Origin of the sequence: Streptomyces sp. NPDC015661 (assembly GCF_043077765.1) — a bacterium.
GTDB lineage: Bacteria > Actinomycetota > Actinomycetes > Streptomycetales > Streptomycetaceae > Streptomyces.
Window position 1 is genome coordinate 346,928 of record NZ_JBIBST010000005.1, and the last position, 16,100, is coordinate 363,027.

A 16,100-nucleotide genomic window follows, 5' to 3' on the forward strand; every position below is an offset into this window, starting at 1 on the left:
CCCCGGGGCGCCCCTCCGCGTTCTCCGGAACACCCCCCGGCCGCGGGGCGCTGCCCCTCCGGGAGCCGTCCGAAACACGGGCGCGTGAGCACGGGAACGGTTGGCTCGATACCATGGCCTTTCCGGGCCTGACCGGGGGACCCGGCACCGCACGAGGAGCGCTCTTGCCAGACGAGGCCCAGTCACTCTCCGCCGCGCAGCCCGACCCGAAGGCCGAGAAGGCCGCGCCGGGGACCGGCACGCCCCAGAACAAGCCGGCGGAGACCAGGCCCACGCCGGCTGCGCCCGCCCCCGCGCCCGCCGCCCCCGAGCGGCCGGCGCCCGCCCGCTCCGGCGGCTCGTCCAACCGCGTCCGCGCCCGCCTCGCCCGGCTCGGTGTCCAGCGCTCCTCCCCGTACAACCCGGTCCTCGAACCGCTGCTGCGGATCGTCCGCTCCAACGACCCCAAGATCGAGACGGCGACGCTCCGCCAGGTCGAGCGGGCCTACCAGGTCGCCGAGCGCTGGCACCGCGGCCAGAAGCGCAAGAGCGGCGACCCGTACATCACGCACCCGCTCGCCGTCACCACCATCCTCGCCGAGCTCGGCATGGACCCGGCGACCCTGATGGCCGGACTGCTCCACGACACCGTCGAGGACACCGAGTACGGCCTGGAGGACCTGCGCCGGGACTTCGGCGACCAGGTCACGCTCCTCGTCGACGGCGTCACCAAGCTCGACAAGGTCCGGTTCGGCGAGGCCGCGCAGGCCGAGACCGTCCGCAAGATGGTCGTCGCCATGGCCAAGGACCCGCGCGTCCTGGTCATCAAGCTCGCCGACCGCCTGCACAACATGCGCACGATGCGCTACCTCAAGCGGGAGAAGCAGGAGAAGAAGGCCCGCGAGACCCTCGAGATCTACGCGCCCCTGGCCCACCGCCTGGGCATGAACACCATCAAGTGGGAGCTGGAGGACCTCGCCTTCGCGATCCTCTACCCCAAGATGTACGACGAGATCGTCCGGCTCGTCGCCGAGCGCGCCCCCAAGCGGGACGAGTACCTCGCGATAGTGACCGACGAGGTCCAGGCCGACCTGCGGGCCGCCCGCATCAAGGCGACCGTCACCGGCCGCCCGAAGCACTACTACAGCGTCTACCAGAAGATGATCGTCCGCGGCCGTGACTTCGCGGAGATCTACGACCTGGTCGGCATCCGCGTCCTCGTGGACACCGTCCGCGACTGCTACGCGGCCCTCGGCACCGTCCACGCGCGATGGAACCCGGTCCCCGGCCGGTTCAAGGACTACATCGCGATGCCGAAGTTCAACATGTACCAGTCGCTGCACACGACGGTCATCGGGCCCAACGGCAAGCCCGTCGAGCTCCAGATCCGGACCTTCGACATGCACCGGCGCGCCGAGTACGGCATCGCCGCGCACTGGAAGTACAAGCAGGAGGCCGTCGCCGGCGCCTCCAAGGTCCGCGCCGACGTGCCGAAGAAGGCCGGCAAGGACGACCACCTCAACGACATGGCGTGGCTCCGCCAGCTCCTCGACTGGCAGAAGGAGACCGAGGACCCCAGCGAGTTCCTGGAGTCCCTGCGCTTCGACCTCTCCCGCAACGAGGTCTTCGTCTTCACGCCGAAGGGCGACGTCATCGCGCTGCCCGCCGGCGCCACCCCCGTCGACTTCTCGTACGCGGTCCACACCGAGGTCGGCCACCGCACGATAGGAGCGCGGGTCAACGGGCGGCTCGTGCCCCTCGAATCGACCCTCGACAACGGCGACCTGGTCGAGGTCTTCACCTCCAAGGCCGCCGGCGCCGGGCCCTCCCGCGACTGGCTGGGCTTCGTCAAGTCCCCGCGCGCCCGCAACAAGATCCGCGCCTGGTTCTCCAAGGAGCGCCGCGACGAGGCCATCGAGCAGGGCAAGGACGCCATCGCGCGGGCCATGCGCAAGCAGAACCTGCCGATCCAGCGGATCCTGACCGGCGACTCCCTCGTCACCCTCGCCCACGAGATGCGCTACACCGACATCTCCTCGCTGTACGCGGCGATCGGCGAGGGCCATGTCACGGCCCAGTCCATCGTGCAGAAGCTGGTCCAGGCCCTCGGCGGCGAGGAGGCGGCCACCGAGGACATCGAGGAGGCCGCCCCGCCGACGCGCGGCCGCTCCAAGCGCCGCTCCAGCGCCGACCCCGGTGTCGTCGTCAAGGGCGTCGAGGACGTCTGGGTGAAGCTGGCCCGCTGCTGCACGCCCGTGCCCGGCGACCCGATCATCGGGTTCGTCACCCGGGGCAGCGGCGTGTCGGTCCACCGCAGCGACTGCGTCAACGTGGAGTCGCTGTCCCGGGAGCCGGAGCGGATCCTGGAGGTCGAGTGGGCCCCGACCCAGTCCTCGGTCTTCCTCGTCGCCATACAGGTCGAGGCCCTGGACCGCTCCCGGCTCCTCTCCGACGTCACCCGGGTCCTCTCGGACCAGCACGTCAACATCCTGTCGGCGGCCGTCCAGACCTCCCGCGACCGGGTGGCCACCTCCCGCTTCACCTTCGAGATGGGCGACCCGAAGCACCTGGGCCACGTCCTGAAGGCCGTACGGGGCGTGGAGGGCGTCTACGACGTCTACCGCGTGACCTCGGCCCGCCGGCCGTAGCGGCACCCACGAGGAAGGCCCCCGGCGCGATGCCGGGGGCCTTCCTCGTACCAGCGGGTCCGGGGCGTCAGCCGCCGAACTCCTCCAGGCCCTTCAGCGCCTGGTCGAGCAGGGCCTGACGGCCCTCCAGCTCACGCGCCAGCTTGTCGGCCTTGGCGTCGTTGCCGGCGGCACGGGCCGCGTCGATCTGCTTGCGCAGCTTCTCCACGGCGTCCTGCAGCTGACCGGTCAGACCGGCGGCACGCGCACGCGCCTCCGGGTTCGTCCGGCGCCACTCGGCCTCCTCGGCCTCCTGGATCGCCCGCTCCACCGTGTGCATCCGGCCCTCGACCTTGGGACGGGCGTCACGCGGGACGTGGCCGATGGCCTCCCAGCGCTCGTTGAGGGAACGGAAGGCCGCGCGCGCCGCCTTCAGGTCCGTCACCGGCACCAGCTTCTCGGCCTCGGTCGCGAGCTCCTCCTTCAGCTTGAGGTTCTCGGTCTGCTCCGCGTCCCGCTCGGCGAAGACCTCGCTGCGCGCCGCGAAGAAGACGTCCTGGGCGCCGCGGAAGCGGTTCCACAGGTCGTCCTCGTGCTCGCGCTGGGCGCGGCCGGCCGCCTTCCACTCCGCCATCAGCTCGCGGTAGCGGGCCGCCGTGTTGCCCCAGTCGGTGGAGTTCGACAGCGACTCCGCCTCGGCGACCAGACGCTCCTTCGCCTTGCGGGCGTCCTCGCGCTGGGCGTCGAGCGACGCGAAGTGCGCCTTGCGCCGCTTCGAGAACGCCGAGCGGGCGTGCGAGAACCGGTGCCACAGCTCGTCGTCGGACTTGCGGTCGAGCCGGGGAAGGCCCTTCCAGGTGTCCACGAGCGCCCGCAGCCGCTCGCCCGCGGAGCGCCACTGCTCGCTCTGGGCCAGCTCCTCGGCCTCGGTGACGAGCTTCTCCTTGGCGGTGCGCGCCTCGTCGGTCTGCTTGGCCTTCTGGGCCTTGCGCTCCTCACGGCGCGAGTCGACCGTCTCGACGAGCTTGTCGAGGCGGGTCGCGAGCGCGGCCAGGTCACCGACGGCGTGGTGCTCGTCGACCTGCTGCCGGATGTGCTCGATCGCCGCGGTGGCGTCCTTCGCGGAGAGGTCGGTGGTCCTCACCCGCTTCTCGAGGAGGCCGATCTCGACAACCAAGCCCTCGTACTTGCGCTCGAAGTAGGCCAGGGCCTCCTCAGGGGTGCCGGCCTGCCACGATCCGACGACCTTCTCGCCCTCGGCCGTCCGCACGTACACGGTGCCCGTCTCGTCGACACGGCCCCACGGGTCGCTGCTCACAGCGCCTCCTCACCATGATGCCGTCGCGGGGTCGTACCCCCCGGGCATCGTCCACAGTTTCCCGGCGGGCCTCGCCCGCCATCGCAGCGCGGCCGACGGCCCACGCTGCACAACGCCAATCTAGGCGAACGGCGGCCCGGCTGTCCGCACTCAGCGCGACCGAGATTGGACGGTCACGCCGGCGTGCGGACGAGCGGGCTCACTTCTTGGTGACGGTCGCCTTCTCGATGGTGACCGGCTTCTTGGGGGCGCCGTCCGTGGCGCCGCCCTCGACACCGGCCTTCGCCACGTCCTGGACCGCCTTCAGGCCCGCCGCGTCGATCTTCCCGAAGGGGGTGTAGGTCGGCGGCAGCTTGGTGTCCTTGTAGACGAGGAAGAACTGCGAGCCGCCGGAGCCCGGCTGTCCCGTGTTGGCCATGGCGACGGTGCCGGCCGGGAAGGTCACCGTGCCGTCCGCGCCCGCCTTGCCGAGGGCGGTCAGGTTCTCGTCGGGGATCGTGTAGCCGGGGCCGCCGGTGCCGTCGCCCTTGGGGTCGCCGCACTGGAGCACGTAGATGCCGTCCGTCGTGAGGCGGTGGCACTTGGTCCCGTCGAAGTACTTCTTGTCGGCGAGGTGCTTGAAGGAGTTCACCGTGTGCGGGGTCTTCGCCGCGTCCATGGCGATCGTGATCTCGCCCTCGTTCGTCTTGAGGGCCATGGCGTACGTGGCCTTCTGGTCCACGGTCAGCTTCGGCTCCGGGCTCGCCGACTCGCTCTCCGTGGGCGCCGGGGTGGTGGGCGTGTCGGTCGCCACGTTGTCCGAGCCCTTCGAGGAGTCGTCCGTCAGTGCCACGGAGGCGTAGACGGCTCCGCCCGCGGCCAGCACCACCGCGAGGGAGGCCGCGATGACGGTGTTGCGGCGCTTCGCCTTGCGCCGGTTCTCCTCCCGCCGCTGCTGCTGCCGCGCGTACTTCTCCCTGGCAAGCTGCCGCCGCCGCTGATCGCTGGTGACCACCGGGTCCGCTCCTGTCGCTCGGTTGTTCCTGTCCTGGCCGGATGTGCCCGTACCGTATACGGGTTGGCTGTGGAACCGGCACCGCCGGTAGGCTCTGATCTGCCGCATTCCGTGTTTCCACGAGTTCCGCGCCCGCGTGCCGGACGACAACTAAGGACGAACGTGCTGATTGCCGGGTTCCCCGCCGGGGCCTGGGGGACCAACTGCTATCTGGTCGCCCCCGCCGCAGGCGAGGAGTGCGTCATCATCGACCCGGGCCACCAGGCCACCCAGGGTGTCGAGGAGACGCTGAAGAAGCATCGGCTCAAGCCCGTCGCCGTCGTCCTCACCCATGGACACATCGACCACGTCGCCTCCGTCGTCCCGGTGTGCGGCGCCCATGACGTCCCCGCGTGGATCCACCCGTCCGACCGCTACATGATGAGCGACCCGGAGAAGGCCCTCGGCCGCTCCATCGGGATGCCCCTCATGGGCGAGCTGACCGTGGGAGAGCCCGACGACGTGCGCGAGCTCACCGACGGCTCCCAGCTGAAGCTCGCCGGTCTGGAGTTCTCCGTCGCCCACGCGCCCGGCCATACCAAGGGGTCGGTGACCTTCCGGATGCCCCAGACCACGGAGATCCCCTCCGTGTTCTTCTCCGGGGATCTGCTGTTCGCCGGCTCCATCGGACGCACCGACCTTCCCGGCGGTGACATGGACGAGATGCTCGCGTCGCTGGCCCGCGTGTGCCTGCCGCTCGACAACTCGACCGTGGTGCTGTCGGGACACGGTCCCCAGACGACCATCGGCCAGGAGCGCGCCACGAACCCCTACCTTCGGGACGTGGCCGCCGGCCTCGGGAGCACGGACGCTCCCCGACGAGGAATGTGACGACTTTCGTGAGCACCTTCAAGGCCCCCAAGGGCACGTACGACCTGATCCCGCCCTACTCCGCCAAGTACCTGGCGGTCCGGGACGCGATCTCCGGACCGCTGCGCAAGTCCGGCTACGGCTACGTCGAGACCCCCGGCTTCGAGGACGTGAACCTCTTCGCCCGCGGCGTCGGCGAGTCCACCGACATCGTCAGCAAGGAGATGTACGCCTTCGAGACCAAGGGCGGCGACAAGCTCGCCCTGCGCCCCGAGGGCACCGCCTCCGTGCTGCGCGCCGCCCTGGAGGCGAACCTCCACAAGCAGGGAAACCTGCCGGTCAAGCTCTGGTACTCCGGCTCGTACTACCGCTACGAGCGCCCGCAGAAGGGCCGCTACAGGCACTTCTCCCAGGTCGGCGCCGAGGCGATCGGCGCCGAGGACCCGGCGCTCGACGCCGAGCTGATCATCCTGGCCGACGAGGCGTACCGCTCGCTGGGTCTGCGGAACTTCCGCATCCTGCTGAACTCGCTCGGCGACAAGGAGTGCCGCCCCGTCTACCGCGAGGCCCTGCAGACCTTCCTGCGCGGTCTCGACCTGGACGAGGAGACCCTGCGCCGCGCCGAGATCAACCCGCTGCGCGTCCTCGACGACAAGCGGGCCGACGTCCAGAAGCAGCTGGTCGACGCCCCGCTCCTGCGCGACTACCTGTGCGACGCGTGCAAGGCGTACCACGAGGAGGTGCGCGCCCTGATCACCGCGGCGGGCGTCGTCTTCGAGGACGACCCGAAGCTGGTGCGCGGCCTGGACTACTACACCCGCACCACCTTCGAGTTCGTGCACGACGGTCTGGGCTCGCAGTCGGCGGTCGGCGGCGGCGGCCGCTACGACGGCCTCTCCGAGATGATCGGCGGCCCCGCGCTGCCGTCGGTGGGCTGGGCGCTCGGCGTGGACCGCACGGTCCTCGCCCTGGAGGCGGAGGGCGTCGAGCTCGACATCCCCGCCGCCACCAGCGTCTTCGCCGTCGCCATCGGCGAGGAGGCCCGCCGCCTCCTCTTCGGCAAGGTCACCGAGCTCCGCAGGGCCGGCGTCGCCGCCGACTTCTCCTTCGGGGGCAAGGGCCTCAAGGGCGCCATGAAGGACGCCAACCGCTCCGGTGCCCGCCTCGCCGTCGTCGCCGGCGAGCGCGACCTCGCCGAGGGCGTCGTGCAGCTCAAGGACATGGAGTCCGGCGAGCAGCAGGCCGTCTCCCTGGACGAGCTCGTGGACGCCGTACGGGCCAAGCTGGCCTGATCCGCCGTGAGGAAGGGCCCGGACCGCACTGTGGTCCGGGCCCTTTCCTTATCTCCCGCGAACGGCCGGACGACAGGTCGGTGTTGCAGAATGACCGTGCCCACAAGGCCGGTCGAGCGAGGGAAAAGGTGACATGGCGAAGGCAGCGGTGGACGAGGTCGGCTCCGGCCGGGACGGCGGCGGCACGATCGGAGCGAGCCGGGCCTTCTCGTGGCTCCTCGTGATCACCGGAGCGGCCGGACTGCTCGCCGCCTGGGTCATCACCATCGACAAGTTCAAGCTCCTCGAGGACCCCAACTTCACCCCGGGCTGCAGCCTCAACCCGATCGTCTCCTGCGGCAGCATCATGAAGAGCGAGCAGGCCTCGGCCTTCGGCTTCCCCAACCCGATGCTCGGCCTCGTCACCTACGCCATGGTGATCGCGATCGGCGTCGGCCTGCTGGCCGGGGCCCGCTACCGCCGCTGGTACTGGCTCGGCCTCAACGCCGGAACGCTCTTCGGCGTCGGCTTCTGCACCTGGCTGATGTACCAGTCGCTGTACGAGATCAACGCGCTCTGCCTGTGGTGCTGCCTCGCCTGGGTCGCCACCATCGTCATGTTCTGGTACGTCACCTCGCACAACGTGCGCCTCGGCGTGATCCCCGCCCCCGGCGGCCTGAAGACCTTCTTCGACGAGTTCACCTGGATCCTGCCGGTCCTGCACATCGGGATCATCGGCATGCTGATCCTGACCCGCTGGTGGGACTTCTGGACCAGCTGACGGAGGCCGGGCTGTCGGTGCGGTGACCTAGGCTTCATGACTGTGGAGCCCGACCTCTTTACCGCAGCAGCCGAAGACCGCCAGGAGAAGGACCCGGCCAGCAGCCCGCTGGCCGTCCGGATGCGCCCCCGCACCCTCGACGAGGTGGTGGGGCAGCAGCACCTGCTCAAGCCCGGATCGCCGCTGCGCCGACTCGTCGGGGACGGCGACGGCGGCCCCGCCGGCGCCTCCTCGGTGATCCTGTGGGGCCCGCCGGGAATCGGGAAGACGACCCTGGCGTACGTCGTGTCGAAGGCGACGAACAAGCGCTTCGTGGAGCTGTCCGCGATCACCGCCGGCGTCAAGGAGGTCCGGGCCGTCATCGACGGCGCCCGGCGCGCGGTCGGCGGTTACGGCAAGGAGACCGTCCTCTTCCTCGACGAGATCCACCGCTTCTCCAAGGCCCAGCAGGACTCGCTCCTGCCGGCCGTCGAGAACCGCTGGGTGACGCTGATCGCCGCCACCACCGAGAACCCGTACTTCTCCGTCATCTCCCCCCTCCTCTCCCGCTCCCTGCTCCTCACCCTGGAGCCGCTGACCGACGAGGACCTGAAGGGCCTGATGGCCCGGGCGCTCACCGGCGAGCGGGGACTCGGCGGGGCCGTGACCCTGCCGGAGGACGCCGAGGCGCACCTCCTGCGCGTCGCCGGCGGCGACGCCCGGCGGGCCCTGACCGCCCTGGAGGCGGCGGCGGGCGCGGCGATCGCCAAGGGCGAGCCGGAGATCACCCTCCAGACCGTCGAGGAGACCGTCGACCGCGCGGCCGTCAAGTACGACCGGGACGGCGACCAGCACTACGACGTGGCCAGCGCGCTCATCAAGTCGATCCGCGGCTCGGACGTGGACGCGGCCCTGCACTACCTGGCGCGGATGATCGAGGCGGGGGAGGACCCGCGCTTCATCGCCCGCCGGCTGATGATCTCCGCGAGCGAGGACATCGGCGTCGCCGACCCCAACGCCCTGCCGATCGCCGTCGCCGCCGCGCAGGCCGTCGCCATGATCGGCTTCCCCGAGGCGGCCCTCACCCTGAGCCACGCCACCATCGCCCTGGCACTCGCCCCGAAGTCGAACTCCGCGACGACCGCGATCGGCGCCGCCCTCGCCGACGTCCGCAACGGTCTCGCGGGCTCGGTCCCCCCGCACCTGCGCGACGGCCACTACAAGGGCGCGGCGAAGCTGGGCCACGCCCAGGGGTACGTGTACCCCCACGACGTACCGGGCGGCATCGCGGCCCAGCAGTACGCCCCGGACTCGATCCACGGCCGCCAGTACTACGAACCCACGCGCCACGGGGCGGAGGCGAGATACGCGGACGTGGTGGAGCGGGTGCGGGCGCGCCTGAAGGGCGACGACTAGAACCGTCCCCGGTGCGAGGCCGCCCCGTGGACCCGGTACACTGGTCCGGATTGCTGCGTCCCGTGCCCGACCCCGGTCGGCACCACCAGAACGGGACAGTCAGCCGGAGACCCGGCCCTCGGGCGGGGTTTCCAGGAGCGTCGCGCACCTTCGAAGGTGTCGCGGGCCACCCATCACCACCCGGATTCCCGGGAGCGGCGATGGGTCGTTCGCGTGCTGCACGTATGTGCCCAGACCTGGGAGCGGCTGCCCGGCAGGTCCGTCCCATACGGACCAGACGGGTTTCCCGGGCTGCGGATGCGACCTCCCCTAACCCTGGTGAAGCCGTATTCGTACAGATAGAGAGGTTGGTTCATGGCGAACCAGTCCCGTCCCAAGGTCAAGAAGTCGCGTGCCCTCGGCATCGCGCTGACCCCGAAGGCCGTCAAGTACTTCGAGGCCCGCCCCTACCCGCCGGGCGAGCACGGCCGTGGCCGCAAGCAGAACTCGGACTACAAGGTCCGTCTGCTCGAGAAGCAGCGTCTGCGCGCCCAGTACGACATCAGCGAGCGCCAGATGGCGCGCGCCTACGACCGCGCCAAGAAGGCCGAAGGCAAGACGGGCGAGGCGCTGGTCGTCGAGCTCGAGCGTCGCCTCGACGCCCTGGTCCTGCGTTCGGGCATCGCCCGCACCATCTACCAGGCCCGCCAGATGGTCGTGCACGGTCACATCCAGGTCAACGGTGGCAAGGTCGACAAGCCGTCGTTCCGTGTCCGTCCGGACGACGTCGTCATGGTCCGCGAGCGCAGCCGCAACAAGCCGCTGTTCGAGATGGCCCGTGAGGGTGGCTTCGCCGCCGACGGCGAGACCCCGCGTTACCTGCAGGTCAACCTGAAGGCCCTGGCCTTCCGCCTCGACCGCGACCCGAACCGCAAGGAAATCCCGGTCATCTGCGACGAGCAGCTGGTCGTCGAGTACTACGCCCGCTGATCTCGGCATTGGCGGCACCCCCAGCGGCAGCGCTGGGGGAGTAGTACCACCCACGCGGTGTTCAGCCCGCCGCTTCCCCGCCCTTTCCGGTGGGGGAGCCGGCGGGCTTCCGCGTTCCCGGGACCCCCGCCGACCTGCCCGTACGGAACGGACGCGGGGCCGTCGCGTCCGCCGGACCGACGAGGGCCGGATCCCGGCGCCTCGCGAGCGCGCGCTCCACGACCTCGTCGAGCGGGAGACCCCGGCCCTCCTGGACCGCGACGCCGAACGCCTCCGCACCCAGGGCCTCCGCCGCCCGCTGCTCGCACAGCGCCCGCGGCCCGTCGAAGGCCTCCGAGCCGAAGAGGCGGATGCCCACCGTGTCCCACACCGGCACCACGGCGCCCTGCAGGACCGCCGCCTCCGCGGGATCCCCCTCGCTGACCGTCACGAGCGCGAGCAGCTCGATCGCCAGGACGAGACCGACCAGGTCACGGAAGGTGTGGTTGATCGAGACGCACTCGGTGAGCAGCTCCCGTGCCTCCCCGAACGCGTCCCGGGTCCACGCCGAGTACGCCAGGACGTAGAGGGCGTAGGCCCGGGTCCAGAGCTCCCCGCGCTCCTCGCAGACCTCCCGCACCTCACGGCAGATCGCGACCGCCCCCTCCAGGTCGCCCCGGAAGGCCCGGGCCATCGCCACCTCGACCTGGCCCATCAGCACGTTGCTGTTCAGCTCGCCGAGCTCCCGGTAGGAGTCCAGGGCCCGCCCGATCAGCGACTCGGCCCGCGGCAGATCGTCCGAGAGCAGTGCGAGGCAGCCCATCCGGTGCGTCGCGTACGCCTCCGCCAGCGCGTTGCGCGAGGACCGGGCCCGCTCCCCGCACTCGTGGAGCGCCGCCACCGCGGCCGTGCCGTCGCCCTGGAGCACCGCCACGTACCCGAGCACCCACAGCGCCTTGAGCCGGGCCTCCTCGTGCCCGGACTCCAGCGCGAGCGCCCGCTCCAGCCAGTGCCGGCCCTCCGAGAGGCGCCCGCAGCCGACCCAGGCGAACCAGAGCGTGCCCGCCAGATGCTGGGCGAGATGGGCGTCCTCCGGGAGTTCGAGGCACAGGTCGAGCGCCGCCCGCAGATTGGGCAGCGCCGCGTCCGTACGGGCCGCCACCTCCGGCTGGCGGGGGCTGAACCACTCCAGCTCGCACCAGGTGGCGAGGCCCATGTACCAGTCGCGGTGCCGCCGCCGCATCCGGTCCGTGTCGCCGAGCGCCGCCAGCCACTCCGCCCCGTACGCGGCGACCGTGTCCAGCAGCCGGTAGGCGGGGCCCGCGGGCGTGTCCTCCCGCGACAGCAGCGACTGCGCGAGCAGGCCCCCGAGCTGGTCGAGGATCCGCTCGGGCGGCAGCTCCCGGCTCCCGCACACGTACTCCACCGCCTCCAGGTCGAAGGGGCCGGCGAACACCGAGAGCCGTGCCCACAGCAGCCGCTCCTCGGGGGTGCACAGCTCGTGGCTCCAGCCGATCGCGGTGCGCAGCGTCTGATGGCGGGGGAGGACCCCGCGCTCCCCGTCCGTCAGGAGCCGGAAGCGGTCGTCGAGACGGTGCAGCATCTGCTCCACGGAGAGGAGCGGAAGGCGGCCGGCCGCGAGTTCGAGGGCGAGCGGGATGCCGTCGAGCCGCCGGCACAGCTCCCGTACGGCCGCCGTACCGGGCTCCGGGGCCAGGACCGGCCCCGTACCCGGGACGAGCGGGACGGCCGGAGTCACCGGCACCACCGGCGCGCCCGCCTCCGCCGCCCGCTCCGCGAGCAGCGCCACCGCGTCCGCCTCGCCCATCGGGGACAGCGCGAACACGGCCTCGCCCGCGACCCGCAGCGGCCGCCGGCCGACCGCGAGCACGGTGAGACCGGGCGCGTGGGCGAGGAGCTCCCGCACCAGCGGCGCACAGCTCTCCACCAGGTGCTCGAAACCGTCCACGACCAGCAGCATCCGCCGCTCCGCGAGGTGCTCGACGAGGACCTCGCGCGGTGCCTTCGGCGTGTGGTCGGTGAGCCCGAGCGCCTCGACCAGGGCGTACGCGACCAGGTCCGGGTCGCGCAGCGGCGCCAGCTCGGCGAGCCGCACCCCTTCGCCGTAGCGTTTCTGCGCTCCCGCGGCAGCCCGCAGTGCCAGGCGCGTCTTGCCGACCCCGCCGACGCCCACGACCGTGACCAGGCGGGATGTCTCGAGGAGCGCCGTCAGTGCGGCCTGCTCGGCGGCCCGTCCGACGAACCGGTTCAGCTCTGCCGGTAGATTGCTCCGTCGCATGGGACACGGAGCGTACTCACCCGCACGCGCTCCGTACAATCGGGTTGCCGCAACTCCCGTCCCACGGGCGGTAATGCGGTACGGCAGGACAGCCCGGGCGCGATAGGGTCGGGGGACGACTTTCACAAGGCCCAACGACAGCAGAGAGCGGTGCACAGTGACCGGTGGAGAGGTTGCCGGGATCCTGGTGGCCGTGTTCTGGGCGATCCTCGTCTCCTTCCTCGCCGTGGTGCTGGTGAGGCTGGCGCAGACGCTCAGGGCGACCACCAAGCTGGTGGCGGACGTGACCGAGCAGGCCGTTCCCCTGCTGGCCGACGCCTCCGCGACCGTCCGCTCGGCGCAGACCCAGCTCGACCGGGTCGACGCCATCGCCTCGGACGTCCAGGAGGTCACCTCCAACGCCTCCGCGCTGTCCACGACCGTCGCCTCCACCTTCGGCGGCCCGCTCGTCAAGGTGGCCGCCTTCGGCTACGGCGTCCGCAAGGCGCTCGGCCGGGGCCGTGACGCGCAGGACGCGCCGCGGAGCGCTGTCGGCCGTACTGTGATCGTCGGCCGTACCGTGCCGTCCTCGCGACGCCGGAAGCAGAAGGGCTGAGCCGCGATGTTCCGCCGCACGTTCTGGTTCACGGCCGGCGCAGCCGCCGGCGTGTGGGCCACCACCAAGGTCAACCGGAAGCTGAAGCAGCTGACCCCCGAGAGCCTCGCGGCCCAGGCGGCGAACAAGGCTCTCGAGACCGGCCACCGCCTCAAGGACTTCGCCCTCGACGTGAGGGCGGGCATGGTCCAGCGGGAGGCCGAGCTGGGCGAGGCGCTCGGCCTTGACGCCCCCGTGGACCAGGGCCCGGAGCTCCCGGAGCCGCGCCGGAGGGCCGCGCTCGGCCAGGCCGCGCGCCCGACCACCTATTCGTTTTCCAAGATGCCTTCGAGTTCGTACAACCGGAATGAGGACCACTGATGGAGTCGGCTGAAATCCGCCGCCGCTGGCTGAGCTTCTTCGAGGAGCGCGGGCACACCGTCGTCCCTTCGGCGTCGCTCATCGCGGACGACCCGACTCTGCTGCTCGTCCCGGCCGGCATGGTGCCGTTCAAGCCCTACTTCCTGGGCGAGGTCAAGCCTCCCTTCACGCGCGCCTCCAGCGTGCAGAAGTGCGTGCGCACGCCGGACATCGAGGAGGTCGGCAAGACCACCCGGCACGGCACGTTCTTCCAGATGTGCGGCAACTTCTCCTTCGGCGACTACTTCAAGGAAGGCGCCATCAAGCTCGCCTGGGAGCTGCTGACCACCCCGGTGGAGCACGGCGGCTACGGGCTCGAGCCGGAGAAGCTCTGGATCACCGTCTACCAGGAGGACGACGAGGCCGAGCAGATCTGGCGCGACGTCGTCGGCGTCCCCGCCGAGCGCATCCAGCGCCTCGGCAAGAAGGACAACTACTGGTCGATGGGCGTCCCCGGCCCCTGCGGCCCGTGCTCCGAGATCAACTACGACCGTGGCCCCGACTTCGGCGTCGAGGGCGGCCCGGCCGTCAACGACGAGCGGTACGTGGAGATCTGGAACCTGGTCTTCATGCAGTACGAGCGCGGTGAGGGCTCCGGCAAGGACGACTTCCCGATCCTCGGCGAGCTGCCGTCGAAGAACATCGACACGGGCCTCGGCCTGGAGCGCCTGGCGATGATCCTCCAGGGCGTCCAGAACATGTACGAGACGGACACCCTCAAGGTCGTCATCGACAAGGCCACCGAACTCACCGGCGTCGACTACGGCAAGGCCCACGAGAGCGACGTCTCGCTCCGCGTGGTCGCCGACCACATGCGCACCTCCGTGATGCTCATCGGCGACGGCGTCACCCCCGGCAACGAGGGCCGCGGCTACGTCCTGCGCCGCATCATGCGCCGCGCCGTCCGCAACATGCGCCTCCTCGGCGCCACCGGCCCGGTCGTCCAGGACCTCGTCGACACCGTGATCAACACGATGGGCGAGCAGTACCCGGAGCTGGTCACCGACCGCAAGCGCATCGAGACCGTCGCCCTCGCCGAAGAGGCCGCCTTCCTCAAGGCCCTCAAGGGCGGCACGAACATCCTCGACACCGCCGTCACGGAGACCAAGGCCGCCGGCGGCACGATCCTCGCCGGCGAGAAGGCCTTCCTGCTCCACGACACCTGGGGCTTCCCGATCGACCTCACCCTGGAGATGGCCGCCGAGCAGGGCCTCTCCGTGGACGAGGACGGCTTCCGCCGCCTGATGAAGGAGCAGCGGGACCGGGCCAAGGCCGACGCCAAGGCCAAGAAGACCGGCCACGCCGACATGACCGCGTACCGGGAGATCGCCGACAGCAACGGCGCCACCCAGTTCACGGGCTACACCAACACCGAGGGCGAGACCACGGTCGTCGGCCTCCTCGTGAACGGCGTCCCCTCGCCGGCCGCCTCCGAGGGCGACGAGGTCGAGGTCGTCCTCGACCGCACCCCCTTCTACGCCGAGGGCGGCGGCCAGATCGCCGACCAGGGCCGCATCAAGCTGCACAGCGGCGCCGTCATCGAGGTCCGCGACGTCCAGCAGCCGGTCCCGGGCGTCTCGGTCCACAAGGGCTCCGTGCAGGTCGGCGAGGTGACCGTGGGCTCCACCGCCTACGCCACCATCGACGTCAAGCGCCGCCGGGCCATCGCCCGCGCCCACTCCGCCACGCACCTGACGCACCAGGCCCTGCGTGACGCCCTCGGCCCGACGGCCGCCCAGGCCGGTTCCGAGAACCAGCCCGGCCGCTTCCGCTTCGACTTCGGCTCGCCGAACGCCGTCCCCGGCGCCGTCCTCACCGACGTCGAGCAGAAGATCAACGAGGTCCTCTCGCGCGAGCTGGAGGTCCACGCCGAGGTCATGCCGATCAACGAGGCCAAGCGCCAGGGCGCCATCGCCGAGTTCGGCGAGAAGTACGGCGAGCAGGTCCGTGTCGTCACCATCGGCGACTTCTCCAAGGAGCTGTGCGGCGGTACGCACGTCGGCAACACCGCCCAGCTGGGTCTGGTGAAGCTGCTCGGCGAGTCGTCCATCGGCTCCGGCGTGCGCCGCATCGAGGCCCTCGTCGGCGTCGACGCGTACAACTTCCTCGCCCGCGAGCACACGGTCGTCGCCCAGCTCCAGGAGCTCGTCAAGGGCCGTCCGGAGGAGCTGCCGGAGAAGATCTCCTCGATGCTCGGCAAGCTCAAGGACGCCGAGAAGGAGATCGAGAAGTTCCGCGCGGAGAAGGTCCTCCAGGCCGCCGCCGGGCTCGTGGACTCCGCCCGTGACATCCGCGGCGTCGCCCTCGTCACCGGGCAGGTCCCGGACGGCACCGGCGCCGACGACCTGCGCAAGCTGGTCCTGGACGTCCGCGGCCGGCTGGATCAACTGTCGGGGGCGTCCGACCGCCCGACCGTCGTGGCCCTGTTCACCACGGTGGGCGGCAAGCCGCTGACGGTCATCGCCACCAACGAGGCCGCCCGCGAGCGCGGTCTCAAGGCCGGCGAGCTGGTCCGCACGGCCGCCAAGACCCTCGGTGGCGGTGGCGGCGGCAAGCCGGACGTCGCCCAGGGCGGCGGCCAGAACCCGGAGGCCGTCGGCGAGGCCATCGCCGCGGTCGAGCGCCTCGTGGTGGAGACGGCGTGA

Annotated in this window: 12 protein-coding genes; 9 read left to right on the plus strand and 3 right to left on the minus strand. The window is 71.2% G+C overall.

Annotated features, from left to right (window positions below):
• Positions 1-164: 164 nt before the first annotated feature.
• The gene (locus tag ACF07V_RS16225; protein WP_392154664.1) at positions 165-2,627 is read left to right on the plus strand and encodes a RelA/SpoT family protein; all 2,463 of its coding nucleotides are present in this window, start codon (positions 165-167) and stop codon (positions 2,625-2,627) included.
• A gap of 67 nt (positions 2,628-2,694) precedes the next feature.
• Here the strand turns inward: ACF07V_RS16225 and ACF07V_RS16230 are convergent, their stop codons facing one another.
• Positions 2,695-3,924, minus strand: a complete 1,230-nt coding sequence (locus ACF07V_RS16230; RefSeq protein ID WP_392154665.1) for a DUF349 domain-containing protein — start codon at positions 3,922-3,924, stop codon at positions 2,695-2,697.
• A 199-nt stretch (positions 3,925-4,123) separates the two neighbouring features.
• On the minus strand, positions 4,124-4,918 hold the full coding sequence (locus ACF07V_RS16235; protein ID WP_392154666.1) for a peptidylprolyl isomerase: 795 nt from the start codon (positions 4,916-4,918) through the stop codon (positions 4,124-4,126).
• A gap of 162 nt (positions 4,919-5,080) precedes the next feature.
• On the opposite strand from ACF07V_RS16235, the gene ACF07V_RS16240 reads away from it, so the two are divergent.
• The 5 genes from ACF07V_RS16240 (at position 5,081) to rpsD (ending at position 10,183) form a co-directional block, all read left to right on the plus strand.
• Positions 5,081-5,788, plus strand: coding sequence for an MBL fold metallo-hydrolase (locus ACF07V_RS16240; protein WP_392154668.1), 708 nt, complete (start codon positions 5,081-5,083; stop codon positions 5,786-5,788).
• Between the two features lie 8 nt (positions 5,789-5,796).
• Positions 5,797-7,059 (plus strand): histidine--tRNA ligase, encoded by a 1,263-nt coding sequence (hisS, locus tag ACF07V_RS16245; protein ID WP_392154670.1) that lies wholly within the window; start codon positions 5,797-5,799, stop codon positions 7,057-7,059.
• A gap of 133 nt (positions 7,060-7,192) precedes the next feature.
• Positions 7,193-7,819 (plus strand): vitamin K epoxide reductase family protein, encoded by a 627-nt coding sequence (locus tag ACF07V_RS16250; protein ID WP_392154672.1) that lies wholly within the window; start codon positions 7,193-7,195, stop codon positions 7,817-7,819.
• Between the two features lie 42 nt (positions 7,820-7,861).
• The gene (locus tag ACF07V_RS16255) at positions 7,862-9,214 is read left to right on the plus strand and encodes a replication-associated recombination protein A (RefSeq protein WP_392154922.1); all 1,353 of its coding nucleotides are present in this window, start codon (positions 7,862-7,864) and stop codon (positions 9,212-9,214) included.
• A 354-nt stretch (positions 9,215-9,568) separates the two neighbouring features.
• Positions 9,569-10,183 carry a 30S ribosomal protein S4 gene (gene rpsD / locus ACF07V_RS16260; protein WP_041128255.1) on the plus strand — a complete coding sequence of 205 codons (615 nt, stop codon included), beginning with the start codon at positions 9,569-9,571 and terminating at the stop codon, positions 10,181-10,183.
• A 61-nt stretch (positions 10,184-10,244) separates the two neighbouring features.
• Here rpsD and ACF07V_RS16265 read toward each other — a convergent pair whose 3' ends face one another.
• The gene (locus ACF07V_RS16265; protein ID WP_392154674.1) at positions 10,245-12,461 is read right to left on the minus strand and encodes an ATP-binding protein; all 2,217 of its coding nucleotides are present in this window, start codon (positions 12,459-12,461) and stop codon (positions 10,245-10,247) included.
• A 157-nt stretch (positions 12,462-12,618) separates the two neighbouring features.
• On the opposite strand from ACF07V_RS16265, the gene ACF07V_RS16270 reads away from it, so the two are divergent.
• From ACF07V_RS16270 to alaS, 3 genes are read left to right on the plus strand one after another with little or no spacing between them, the layout of a single operon-like run.
• Positions 12,619-13,056, plus strand: coding sequence for a DUF948 domain-containing protein (locus ACF07V_RS16270; RefSeq protein ID WP_392154676.1), 438 nt, complete (start codon positions 12,619-12,621; stop codon positions 13,054-13,056).
• A 6-nt stretch (positions 13,057-13,062) separates the two neighbouring features.
• Positions 13,063-13,416: a DUF6167 family protein gene (locus ACF07V_RS16275; protein ID WP_392154677.1), complete on the plus strand. Its 354-nt coding sequence runs from the start codon at positions 13,063-13,065 to the stop codon at positions 13,414-13,416.
• Positions 13,416-16,100, plus strand: a complete 2,685-nt coding sequence (gene alaS / locus ACF07V_RS16280) for an alanine--tRNA ligase (protein WP_392154679.1) — start codon at positions 13,416-13,418, stop codon at positions 16,098-16,100. The genes ACF07V_RS16275 and alaS overlap by 1 nt, the downstream gene beginning before the upstream one ends.